This is a genomic window from Aromatoleum sp. (assembly GCF_036675785.1).
Taxonomy (GTDB): Bacteria; Pseudomonadota; Gammaproteobacteria; order Burkholderiales; family Rhodocyclaceae; genus Aromatoleum.
Window position 1 is genome coordinate 1 of the sequence record NZ_JAKFEF010000078.1, and the last position, 11,115, is coordinate 11,115.

At 67.8% G+C, this 11,115-nt stretch carries 12 protein-coding genes and 1 pseudogene; 6 read left to right on the plus strand and 7 right to left on the minus strand.

What is annotated here, in order from left to right:
* Window positions 1-859, minus strand: an 859-nt coding sequence (locus tag V6M37_RS17230) for an FAD-dependent oxidoreductase (protein ID WP_332675408.1), incomplete at its 3' end; no start/stop codon positions are given.
* Between the two features lie 659 nt (window positions 860-1,518).
* On the opposite strand from V6M37_RS17230, the gene V6M37_RS17235 reads away from it, so the two are divergent.
* From V6M37_RS17235 to V6M37_RS17255, 5 genes and pseudogenes are all read left to right on the plus strand, one after another.
* Complete coding sequence (locus V6M37_RS17235) at window positions 1,519-2,109, plus strand: CHRD domain-containing protein (RefSeq protein ID WP_332675410.1); 591 nt, start codon at window positions 1,519-1,521, stop codon at window positions 2,107-2,109.
* Between the two features lie 181 nt (window positions 2,110-2,290).
* Window positions 2,291-2,689, plus strand: a complete 399-nt coding sequence (locus V6M37_RS17240) for an RNA-binding S4 domain-containing protein (protein ID WP_332675411.1) — start codon at window positions 2,291-2,293, stop codon at window positions 2,687-2,689.
* Between the two features lie 432 nt (window positions 2,690-3,121).
* Window positions 3,122-3,658, plus strand: coding sequence for an MASE3 domain-containing protein (locus V6M37_RS17245; RefSeq protein ID WP_332675425.1), 537 nt, complete (start codon window positions 3,122-3,124; stop codon window positions 3,656-3,658).
* Window positions 3,628-3,930: pseudogene (locus V6M37_RS17250) on the plus strand (hypothetical protein); the annotation flags it as partial. The gene V6M37_RS17245 and the pseudogene V6M37_RS17250, both read left to right, overlap by 31 nt.
* Complete coding sequence (locus V6M37_RS17255) at window positions 3,870-4,193, plus strand: HD-GYP domain-containing protein (RefSeq protein ID WP_332675426.1); 324 nt, start codon at window positions 3,870-3,872, stop codon at window positions 4,191-4,193. The pseudogene V6M37_RS17250 and the gene V6M37_RS17255, both read left to right, overlap by 61 nt.
* A gap of 27 nt (window positions 4,194-4,220) precedes the next feature.
* Here V6M37_RS17255 and V6M37_RS17260 read toward each other — a convergent pair whose 3' ends face one another.
* The 6 genes from V6M37_RS17260 to V6M37_RS17285 all read right to left on the minus strand — a co-directional run bounded on the left by V6M37_RS17260 (window position 4,221) and on the right by V6M37_RS17285 (window position 10,505).
* On the minus strand, window positions 4,221-5,504 hold the full coding sequence (locus tag V6M37_RS17260; protein WP_332675412.1) for a multidrug effflux MFS transporter: 1,284 nt from the start codon (window positions 5,502-5,504) through the stop codon (window positions 4,221-4,223).
* A 204-nt stretch (window positions 5,505-5,708) separates the two neighbouring features.
* Window positions 5,709-7,691, minus strand: a complete 1,983-nt coding sequence (locus V6M37_RS17265; RefSeq protein ID WP_332675414.1) for an acetoacetate--CoA ligase — start codon at window positions 7,689-7,691, stop codon at window positions 5,709-5,711.
* Window positions 7,692-7,790: 99 nt separating this feature from the next.
* The gene (gene maiA / locus V6M37_RS17270; RefSeq protein ID WP_332675415.1) at window positions 7,791-8,435 is read right to left on the minus strand and encodes a maleylacetoacetate isomerase; all 645 of its coding nucleotides are present in this window, start codon (window positions 8,433-8,435) and stop codon (window positions 7,791-7,793) included.
* 99 nt (window positions 8,436-8,534) lie between these two features.
* Entirely contained in the window at window positions 8,535-8,846 is a 312-nt protein-coding gene (locus tag V6M37_RS17275) for a hypothetical protein (RefSeq protein ID WP_332675418.1), read from the minus strand.
* A gap of 100 nt (window positions 8,847-8,946) precedes the next feature.
* On the minus strand, window positions 8,947-9,957 hold the full coding sequence (locus V6M37_RS17280) for a fumarylacetoacetate hydrolase family protein (RefSeq protein WP_332675419.1): 1,011 nt from the start codon (window positions 9,955-9,957) through the stop codon (window positions 8,947-8,949).
* The gene (locus tag V6M37_RS17285) at window positions 9,954-10,505 is read right to left on the minus strand and encodes a VOC family protein (RefSeq protein WP_332675421.1); all 552 of its coding nucleotides are present in this window, start codon (window positions 10,503-10,505) and stop codon (window positions 9,954-9,956) included. The genes V6M37_RS17280 and V6M37_RS17285 overlap by 4 nt, the downstream gene beginning before the upstream one ends.
* A gap of 145 nt (window positions 10,506-10,650) precedes the next feature.
* Between V6M37_RS17285 and V6M37_RS17290 the strand changes: the two genes are divergently transcribed.
* Window positions 10,651-11,115, plus strand: a 465-nt coding sequence (locus V6M37_RS17290; protein ID WP_332675423.1) for a LysR family transcriptional regulator, incomplete at its 3' end; no start/stop codon positions are given.

Genomic DNA, 11,115 nt, shown 5'->3' on the forward strand with positions numbered 1-11,115 from the left:
GCGCGTCCTCCTTTTCCCACGGCGACGCCTTCATCTCGTCGAAGCCGCTGCGGACGACGACCCGCACGTCCTCGCCGCCGAGGCGGCGGGCGGAGCGGCAACAGTCCATCGCGGTATTGCCGCCGCCGAGGACGATGACGCGCTTCGCGATGCTCGTGACATGACCGAACGCGACGTTTGACAGCCAGTCGATGCCGACGTGGATGTGCGCCGCGGCTTCCTTGCGTCCGGGCAGGTCCGCATCGCGCCCGCGCGGCGCGCCGGTGCCGACGAACACTGCGTCCCAGCTTCCGGCGAGGAGGTCGCGCAGGCTCGCGATCCAGGCACCCAGCCGCATCTCGACATCGAGCCCGGCGATGTAGCCGCACTCCTCGTCGATCACGCTGTCGGGCAGGCGGAATTTCGGGATCTGGCTACGCATCATGCCGCCGGCCGACGTGCCGCTGTCGAACACGGTGACTTGGTAGCCGAGCACCGCGAGGTCGCGTGCGACCGTCAGCGAAGCCGGTCCCGCGCCGACACAGGCGATGCGCTTGCCGTTCTTCGCCGCCGGCGCCTTCGGCAGCAGCTCGTCGATGTCGTCCTTGAAGTCGGCCGCGACGCGCTTGAGGCGGCAGATCGCGACCGGCTCCGTGTCGACGCGTCCGCGCCGGCACGCCGGTTCGCACGGGCGGTCGCAAACGCGACCGAGAATCCCGGGAAAGACGTTCGAGCGCCAGTTGATCATGTAGGCCGTCGCGAAATCCCCGGCGGCGATCTGCCGGATGTATTCGGGAACGGGGGTGTGGGCCGGGCAGGCCCACTGGCAATCCACGACCTTGTGCAGATAGTCGGGGTTGGCAATGTCGGTGGGTTTCACTCGTCTCCTCGCTGGGCGGCGCATTCCGGAGCATCCGGAATCCGTAACCTTCCTTCGACGCCTCGTTGGACCTTCCGGCGCCGATTCTGTTTGCTTCGGCTTCCTGATTCGTTCGTTGAGAGCTTCAAACGGCTTCGCGTATCAACTGAAGCGCGAGACACGAAACCGTCGAAATTCTTGCGCCATGCATGATCGTGCATCATACGCATTCCAGTGCATATCTCATTGACTCAAGTCAACTCCCGCCGGGAATGATGCATCGTAATGCATCTTCCGGCGCCGTAAATTCGGGTATGTGCATTTTGTTGCATCGCATTGCGCCGTATTGCCAGTCACGCGGACGCGTCGCGCGGGCAACAGGCGTCAGGATTTTTTACGGCCGCCCCGTTCGGGCCGACACGGACTTCGTCAACTCGGCATCGATTCAAAATGTTAGCTCTTACCGCATCCTTCTTGCTTGTCCTACGGAACCGGGCCGATTCGCGGTCCGGCGGTCTCACACCCGCGGAGGCTTCCGGATGTAGCCGGGAGCAAGGTACAGGGCCCGGGATGCACGGCGTGCGATAGACGAGCCGGCATCAAGCGGTCGCATTCGCTTGCCGATGGGAGCGGCACGGCAGTCCTTTGCCGGAGGGCCGCTCACCATAAGGAGGCGAAACATGGTCAAGCACTCGATGGGCAAGCATTCGCTGCTCGCGTTAACCTTGGCGCTCCTGCATGTCGGGGTCGTGCACGCGGCGCCGATCACTTTCACTACGACGCTGACCGGTGCCGGGGAAAATCCGCCGAACGCGTCGCCCGGCACCGGCATCGCGACCGTCGTGTATGACGACGACACGCATCGGCTTTCCATCGAGACCGCGTTTTCCGGTTTGACCGCGGGAACCACGGCGGCACATATCCACTGCTGCGCCCCGCCCCCGACGAACTCGATTCCTGCGACAACCGTGCCGAGTTTTCTCGGTTTTCCGACTGGCGTCACCGAAGGCAGCTTCGAAGGGACTTTGGACCTGACCCTCGGATCCAGCTTCAATCCCGCCTTTCTCGAACTACACGGCGCCAGCGTATCGGCGGCCGAAGCGGCCTTCGCGGCGGGACTCGCGAGCGGAGGGGCCTACCTGAACATCCACACGACGGCATTTCCGGGCGGCGAGATCCGCGGCTTCCTCAGACCCGTCCCCGAGCCGCACGCGCTGTCGGCGGTCGGTCTCGCGCTCCTGATGCTGATTGCGGCGCGGGCGCGGCACTGACGAGCGGAAACCCGGACAGCCGAGAAGACTGCATATCGGGCACCGAGGAATCGCGCGGCAGGGAGGGCCGCGCGATCCGTCGCGGTGCATCGGCGCGCCGCTGTAAAGCCCCGCGACGATCGCGTATCCTCGCCTCCGCCCGTCGATCCCGAGTCCGGACTTCTCCCGCGCGACCACCGTCATGCCCCCTGCAAAACTCCCGCCCGACCGCATGCGCATCGACAAATGGCTGTGGGCTGCGCGCTTCCACAAGACGCGCTCGCTCGCGACGCAGGCGATCGACGGCGGGCACGTGAAGCTGAACGGAACCACCGTCAAACCGGCGCGCGAGCTGCGCGTCGGCGACACGCTGGACATCGCGATCGGGGACACGAGCTGGACCGTCGTCGTGCAGGGTCTCAACGAGCAGCGCCGCCCCGCGCCCGAAGCCCGCCAGCTCTACGAGGAAACGCAAGCCAGCAGCGAGCGCCGCGCCGCCGAGCAGGAGGCGAGACGCCTCGCACCGGCGCCGGGCAGCGACCTGCGCGGTCGTCCGACGAAGAAGGCGAGACGCCAGATCAAGGGGTTCAACGAGTTCTAGCTGCGCCTTGCATGTCAGCGCGTTGCTCGGCAGCCGGGCATCGCGCAGGCCGACGAGGGCGGGCCCGCCACGATTCGAGCGACCGCAACGGCTGTGCGCCCGGCCCCCACGCGCACGTGCCGCCGACCGCGTGAAGCAGGTCACGGACAAGACCTCTCGTATCGTAATGTCAATGCCGAACGCCTAAAATCCTCCCGCTTCGAGCCCGTTCGCCTCGCGTCTCCGGCCCGCAGACGTGCTCGCCCTAAACGAAGGAATCTCCGGCTTCCGAAATCGCGCGCGCGCTCCCGTGCCGGGGATACGGACAGCAGGGTTCGCATGACCGCCCGCTTCACGCCACCGTCGCTCACCTCCAGCGCTGACTTCGCCTGGCACTGAGGCGGCTTCGCCCTCCTCCTGCTCGATCACGGCGACCCCGAATACAGCTATCTGCTGTTCCAGACCCTCATCGAGATTTGCCGCATCGTCGTGATCTTCAGCGTCGCGGCGCTGGCCTGGAACGCGCGCCGCCAGATCGACAATTCCTTCCTGCTGCTGGTCGGCCTCGCCTCTCCCTCCATCGGGGCGCTCGATCTGCTGCACACCCTCGCCTACAAGGGCATGAACATCTTCCTCTACCGCGCCCTCGTGCTGCAGGGAATCCGGAAGCCGCAGTTTTCTGCTGTTCCAGCACCTGAACCGCGAGAAGGAACTGCTCGCGCGGAGCGAGGCGGAGCTCGCGATCAAAGTCGCCAGCGCACCGCGGAAGTCACGGAAAGCAATCGCCGCCTGCAGGACGAACTGGTCGAGCGCCGCCGCGTCGAGCAGCAGCTTCTGGAAAGCGAGGAGATGCTGCGCCTGACCCGCAACGTCGCCCTCGACGCGACGATCGTCATCGACGCGGCAGACCGCGTGTCTGGAACCCGGCGGCGACCCGGCTCTTCGGCTATCCCGCCGATGAAGTCATCGGCCGCAGCATGCACGAGCTGATCGTCCCGCAGCGCTTTCGCGCCCGGGGCGTCGCCGGCCTCCGCCGCTTCGGCAACACCGGCGACGGTGCGCTGATCGGAAAGATTTCCGAACTGGTCGCGATGCGCAGCGACGGCAGCCAAGTGCCGGTCGAACTGTCGATCTCGACCGTCGAGATCCGCGGCAGCTGGCACGCGATCGGCATCATCGGGTCGCGGAACTGTCGCGGGCGATCGGGCAGGAACTCGGCCTGTCGGACGGCCGGCTGCACGCCACCGCGCTCGCCGCGATGATCCACGACCTCGGCAAGATCAACGTCCCGGCCGAGATCCTTACGCGCCCCGGGCGCCTGTCCGAGATCGAATTCGAGTTCATCAAGACGCACCCGGCCGCCGGCTTCGAAATCGTCAGGAACATCGAATTCCCGTGGCGGATCGCCGACGCCATCCTGCAACACCACAAGCGGCTCGACGGTTCCGGTTGCCCGCACGGGGCTCGAAGGCGACGAAATCATCCTCGAGGCGCGGATCATCGCCGTCGCCGACGTCGTCGCTGAACGAAGCCTCGGGGCCTTCCCTCCGGCTCAGACTGACCCGCCTGGGTCGCCGTCACGCCCCGTCGCGGGTCGGCCGAGGCGCGCGCTCGCCAGTAGCGCGAGTCCGAGGCTGGCCGAAATCATCGCCATCGGACCGAGCGTGCCGTTGTGGCTGGCCGCGACGACGACGCCGACGAAGAGGCCAGCCATCATCACGATGAACCCGAGCATTCCTGCGGCGGCCCCGGCACGCCGCGGGAACGGCGCGACGGCGCCGGTTTGCGCGCACGGCCAGTTGATGCCGTGCGCGAAGCTGATGACGAAATGGCCGAAGACGACGGTGGCCCAGTGGTGGAATCCGAGCGCGACCGCGGCCGCGAACAAGACGCCGGCCACGGCGCCGAGCGCGGTCCCGAGCGATAGCGCCCGGTCGACGCCTATCGTCGCGAGAAGCTTTCGGCACAGCATCGCCCCGGCGAGGTAGCCGGTGACGCCGAGTCCCCATGCGTAGCCGAAATACGCGGTCGGCACGTCGAGGACGTTGATCAGCACGTAGGAGGCGCCGGAAATGAAGACGAAGATCGACGCGAACGACAACGCGCCGGGTAACGCGTACGCCCAGAACACCGGCGCCCCGAGGATTTCGCGATACCCGCGGACGAGCCCGCCAGGACGCATCGCGTCGGGGTCGCGGTACGCATTCGTCTCGCTCATCTTCACGACCGTCGCGATCGCCACGGCGAGACCGGCGGAGGCCAGCACGACGAACGCGGCGCGCCAGCCGAACGCGACCTGCAGGTAGGCGCCGACGACCGGGCCGAGGAGCGGCGCGAGGCCCATCCAGCTGCTCGCCTGCGCGACGACGCGCCCGCCCTCGGCCGGCGAATAGACGTCGCGGATGACTGCGCGGGCGATGACGACGGCGGTGCAGCACCCGATCGCTTGCACGAAGCGCGCGGCGCTCAAGGCTGCGATCGACGGCGCCACCGCGCACGCGACGCTCGCGGCGACGTACAGCGCGAGACCGCCGAGCAGCACCGGGCGTCGGCCGAAGCGGTCCGACAGCGGCCCGGCGACGAGCTGCGCGGTGCCGAAACCGATCACGAACAGCGACAGCGTCTGTTGCACCGCCGCCGGCGACGCCTCGAAATAGCGCGCGAGGTGCGGCAGCGACGCGAGGTACAGGTCGGTCGACAGCGGCTGGAGCATCAGGCACGCCGTGATCAGCGCCAGCAGCAGCCCCGGAGAGAGCGTCGCCGCCGGGCTGCGCGAGCGCGCTCCGATCGCGGAGTCCAGCGTCTGCGGATCAACCGGCATGTCGTCGAGTCGCACGTCCGTTTCCTTTCGTTGGACGACCCGCGGCGGCGTCATGCCGCGCAGCGTCGTGCGTTGTCAGCCCGGCAATCGAACACCGTTCGAGCTCAGCGCAAACGGTTGTAATAAACGCCGGGTTAATCAGCAATGTCGGCCGGCGTCGACGCATCGCTGCGACGGCGAAACCGCCGTCCGGACGACGTGCCCCGCCGGCGACCGCCTTCACGCGCAGAGCTCGGCTCGCTCCCGAAAGTACCCGAGCGCTTCCGGATTCGCGAGCGACTCCTGGTTCTTCACCGGCCGGTCATGCACGACGTTGCGCACCGCGAGTTCGACGATCTTGCCGCTCTTCGTGCGCGGGATGTCGGCGACCTGCAGCACCTTCGCGGGCACGTGGCGCGGCGTCGTGTTCTCGCGGATCGCCGCCTTGAGGCGCACGACGAGCGCGTCGTCGAGCACGAGGCCGTCGGCGAGCTTCACGAACAGCACGACGCGCACGTCATACGGGTTTTGCGGCGACCAGTCCTGCCCGATCACGATGGCCTCGACGACTTCCGGCAGCTTCTCGACCTGGCGGTAGATCTCGGCGGTGCCGATGCGCACGCCACCGGGGTTCAGCGTCGCGTCCGAACGGCCGTGGATCACGAGCCCGCCGTGCGCGGTGATCTCGCAGAAGTCGCCGTGGCACCAGACGTCGTCGAAGCGCTCGAAATACGCGGCGCGGTACTTCGCGCCGTCCGGGTCGTTCCAGAAGCCGATCGGCATCGCCGGAAAAGGCTTCGTGCACACGAGCTCCCCTTTGTCGCCGCGCAGCGGGCGCCCGTCGTCGTCCCAGACATCGACCGCGAGCCCGAGGCCGCGGCACTGGATCTCGCCGCGCCACACCGGCAGCACCGGGCTGCCGAGCACGAAGCACGAGATGATGTCGGTGCCGCCGGAGATCGACGACAGCTGCAGGTCGGCCTTGATGTCGCGATAGACGTAGTCGAAGCCTTCCGGCACGAGCGGGCTGCCGGTGCTCATCAGCACGCGCACGCTCGCCAGCGAATGCGTCTCGGGCGGTTTCAGCTCGAACTTCACCGCCGCGTCGAGGAACTTCGCCGACGTGCCGAAGTGCGTCGCGCTTTCCGCGTCCGCATAGTCGAACAGGATACGGTTGTCGGCCGCGAACGGCGAGCCGTCATAGAGCAGCAGCGTCGCGCCGGCGCCGAGCGCCGACACCAGCCAGTTCCACATCATCCAGCCGCAGGTCGTGAAGTAGAACACGCGGTCGCCGGGCTTCACGTCGGCGTGCAGCCGGTGCTCCTTCAGGTGCTGCAGCAGCGCGCCGCCGGCCGAATGGACGATGCATTTCGGCACGCCGGTCGTGCCGGACGAATACATGATGTAGAGCGGATGCGCGAACGGCAGCGGCTCGAACGCGATCTCGGCGACATCCGCGTGCGGCGAGACGAAGTCGGCGAGACGGAGCGCTCCCGGAATCGCCGACACGTCGGGCGCGTCGGACACGTAGGGCACGACGACGACGCGCCCCACCGACGGCAGCTGCGGCACGATCTCGGCGAGCTTCGCGAGGCAGTCGATCGTCTTGCCGCCGTAGTAGTAGCCGTCGCACGTGACGAGCACTTTCGGTTCGGTCTGGCCGAAGCGGTCGAGCACGCCCTGCACACCGAAATCCGGCGACGCCGACGTGAAGATCGCGCCGAGGCTCGCCGCGGCGACCATCGCGACGAGCGTCTCGGGCATGTTCGGCATGTACGCAGCGACGCGGTCGCCGGCCGTGACGCCCTGCGCGCGCAGCGCCGCCGCGAACTGCGCGACCGCGCGGCACAGCCCGGCGTGCGACAGGCGGCGCTTCACCTTGTCCTCGCCCCAGAACACGACCGCGTCGGCGTCATCGCGCCGGCGCAGCAGGTTCTGCGCGAAATTCAGCCGCGCGTCCGGGAACCACTGCGCGCCGGGCATCCGGTCGCCGTCGACGAGCACGCGCCCGCCGCGTTCGCCGATCACGCCGCCGCCGGCGCCTTCGCCATCCCACACGCTCGTCCAGAACTGCTCGGGCGCGGCGACCGACCACGCGTACAGCGCGTCGTAGTCGGGCAGCGCAACGCCCCAGCGCCGCGCCGCCGCTTCACGAAAGGCCGTCACGTTCGCGCTCGCGATACGCTGGGGCGACGGCGTCCAGAGGGGTTTTTCGATAGTCATGACGTCTTGCTCGCGTTCGAAGCGGCGCACGCGCCGCGAAGGTCGCGGGCGAAACGCCTAGTGTCGGGAAATCGGAATAAGTGCGGACCGGACGAACCGTCACTCGGCGTCCGGCTGCTGCTCGGGCGCGGCGCGGCGGAACGCATCCAGCCCGGCGCAGCGCTCGGCGATGCCGAGGCTCGTCGGCATCGCCGTCAGGTCGCAGCCGAAGCGGCGCGCGTTGAACACCTGCGGCACGAGGCAGCAGTCGGCGAGCGTCGGCGTGTCACCGTGGCAGAACGCAGCCGTGCGCGGGTCACCGGCGAGCATCGCCTCGACCGCGGCGAGCCCGGCTTCGGTCCAGTGCCGGTACCACGCGTTCTTCTGCGCGTCGCTGACGCCGAACTCGCGCGTGAGGTATTGCAGCACGCGCAGGTTGTTGATCGGGTGGATGTCGCACGCGATCGCCTGCGCGATCGCGCGGATGCGCGCGCGGTCCGCGGCGCTGCCGGGCAGCAGCGACGGCTCGGGGTGCATCTCGTCGAGGTACTCGATGATCGCGAGCGACTGCGACAGCGTGTCCGGGCCGTCGACGAGCGTCGGCACGAGGCCGGCGGGATTCAGCGCGAGATATTCGGGCTGGCGTTGCTCGCCGCCGCCGCGCACGAGGTGCACCGGCACCGCGTCGTACGCGAGCTGCTTCAGGTTCAGCGCGATCCGCACACGGTACGCGGCGGAACTGCGGAAGTAGGTGTAGAGCTTCATTGTTGTTCCTGACTGATCTGGCGGGCGCGTCGCAATCGACGCGGCCTGCCCGTGGAAGCAATCGACCGGTTCGGGGCCGTATTCGGGTTGGGAAGTCGTTTAACCGGCTTCGAGCGCGTGGGCCGCCGGTCGGCGACGGCCCACGCGGTCGGCGACGACGCCCCCGAACATGCCGTCGAGGCCCATGCCGACGAGGCCCGCGGCGACCGCGGGCGCGAAGGCGTTGCGCGTGATGCCCCACTCGTCGATCAGCATCGGGATCGCGAACCCGATCAATTGGCCGTCGAAGCCGTCCATGACGATCACGAACGCCGCGATCATGACGACGACATTCTGCATCGACGTGAGGGGACCGTGGTCGAGGACGCCGGCGATATCGACGCACGCGACCGCCCCTGATGACTGCTGCACCGTGAAACCTGTCTCGGTTGTTGTCGTAATCGCACGTCCGGCATGGCGGTGCGCGAAGGTCCGCGGCGGCCTTCTACGGGCCGCGCGCGGGTCGCCGGTCTCAGTGGCGAAGCGCCTGGACCGTGTTCCGGATCGTGCCGAAGACGCTGCGGCCGCCGGCATCGAACATCTCGATCCGCACCGTGTCGCCGTCGCGCAGGAACGGCGTCTCCGCCTTGCCCCGCTCGATCGTCTCCCAGGTGCGCACTTCGGCGAGGCAGCAGTAGCCGACGCCGCCATGCTCGATCGACGAGCCCCACAGGTCGCCCGCCTTGTTCGACACGGTGCCCGAGCCGATGATCGAGCCGGCTTCGAGCTCGCGCGTCTTCGCGACGTGGGCGACGAGCTGGCCGAAATTGAACGTCGCGTCGACGCCGGCGTTCGGCTTGCCGAAGAGGCGGTCGTTCAGATGCACGACGAGCGGCAGATGCACCTTCGCGTCGCGCCATGCGTCGCCCAATTCGTCGGGCGTGACCGCCACCGGGCTGAACGCCGACGCCGGCTTCGACTGGAAGAAGCCGAAACCTTTCGCGAGCTCGTTCGGGATCAGGCCGCGCAGGCTGACGTCGTTCACCAACATCACGAGGCGGATCGCCTTCGCGGCCTCTTCGGGCGTCGCGCCCATCGGCACGTCGCCGGTGATGACCGTGACTTCGGCTTCGAAGTCGATCCCCCAGGCCTCGTCGGCGACGACGCGATCGCGCGGACCGATGAAGCTGTCCGAGCCGCCCTGGTACATCAGCGGGTCGGTGTAGAAGCTTTCCGGCACTTCCGAGTTGCGCGCGCGGCGCACGAGTTCGACGTGGTTGAGGTAGGCAGAGCCGTCCGCCCACTGGTAGGCGCGCGGCAGCGGCGAGTGGCACGCAGCCTGGTCGAACGGCTGCGAATCGACCGCGCCGCTGTTGAGCGCCTCGTACACTTGGCGCAGTTGCGGCTCGCAGTCGCTCCAGCCGTCGAGCGCCGCCTGCAGCGTGCGGGCGATCGCCGGCACGGCGCGGCAGCGGGCGAGATCGCGGCTGACGACGACGAGCGTGCCGTCGCGGCCGCCTTGCTTGAGGGTCGCGAGTTTCACTTGAACATCTCCTTGTAGCTGCCGTCGTGCATCCATGCCGCGTGCTTCGGCGCCTTCTTCGTCCGCGCCCACTCTTCGAGCATGTCCCACTTCACCTGGTCGAGCGCTTCGAGCATCTTCGGCGACGCGGTGTTCGCGGCGAGTTCGAGGCGGTGGCCGTTCGGATCGAAGAAGTAGATCGACTGGAACAGCGCGTGGTCGGTCGGGCCGACGACCTCGATGCCCTCGGCTTCGAGGCGCGCCTTCGCCGCCATCAGCACGTCCATCGACTCGACTTCGAGCGCGAGGTGCTGCGTCCACGCCGGTGTGTTCGGGTCGCGGCCCATCGCCGGGCGGGTCGGCAGTTCGAAGAACGCGAGGATGTTGCCCATGCCCGCGTCGAGGAAGATGTGCATGTACGGATCGGCTTCGCCGGTCGAGGGCACCGAGTCTTCGGCGATCGACAGCACGAGCTTCATGCCCAGATGCTTCTCGTACCAGCGCGCCGTTTCGAGCGCGTCCTTGCAGCGGTACGCCACGTGGTGAATCTTCTTGATGAGCTGCGTCATGTCTGTCCCCATCCTTTGTTTGTCGGCCGCGCACGTTGCGCCCCGGCCCGCATCCCGTCTGCGTCGCGCAGCGGATGAGTGGATTACAGTCGAAAACGATCTATCATTCAAACGACTTTTCAAGATTCGTTTATCGGATTATCTGATGACTATCACGCTCCGCCAGTTGCGCGCCTTCGTCGCGGTCGCCCGCACCGGCAGCTTCACGCTCGCCGCCGAAAGCCTGTTCGTCACGCAGTCCGCGCTGAGCGGGCTGATCAAGGAGCTCGAGCAGTCGCTCGGCGTGCGCCTCTTCGACCGCAGCACGCGCCGGATCCAGCTCTCCGAAGTCGGCGGCGCGATCTACCCGCTGATCGACAAGACGCTGCTCGACCTCGACGGCGTCATCGACGAGGTCACGAACCTGAAGGCGCTGAAGAAAGGGCTCGTGCGCATCGCCGCGCCGCAGCTGATGTCCTGCACGCTGCTGCCGGAAGTCATCGCGCGCTACCGCGCCGAGTACCCGGATGTCGAGATCCACCTCGTCGACTGCGCGGTCGAGAGCGTCGTGTCGCGCGTGTTCTCGGGCGAAGTCGACCTGGGCGTCGGGCCCGAGCGCGATCCGAACTCC

Excerpts from the sequence above, each read along its gene's own strand:
- V6M37_RS17235 (WP_332675410.1), top strand. The coding sequence starts at position 1,519 with ATGGTCAAGCACTCGATGGGCAAGCATTCGCTGCTCGCGTTAACCTTG.
- V6M37_RS17240 (WP_332675411.1), top strand. The coding sequence starts at position 2,291 with ATGCCCCCTGCAAAACTCCCGCCCGACCGCATGCGCATCGACAAATGG.
- V6M37_RS17265 (WP_332675414.1), bottom strand. The coding sequence starts at position 7,691 with ATGACTATCGAAAAACCCCTCTGGACGCCGTCGCCCCAGCGTATCGCG.
- maiA (WP_332675415.1), bottom strand. The coding sequence starts at position 8,435 with ATGAAGCTCTACACCTACTTCCGCAGTTCCGCCGCGTACCGTGTGCGG.
- V6M37_RS17285 (WP_332675421.1), bottom strand. The coding sequence starts at position 10,505 with ATGACGCAGCTCATCAAGAAGATTCACCACGTGGCGTACCGCTGCAAG.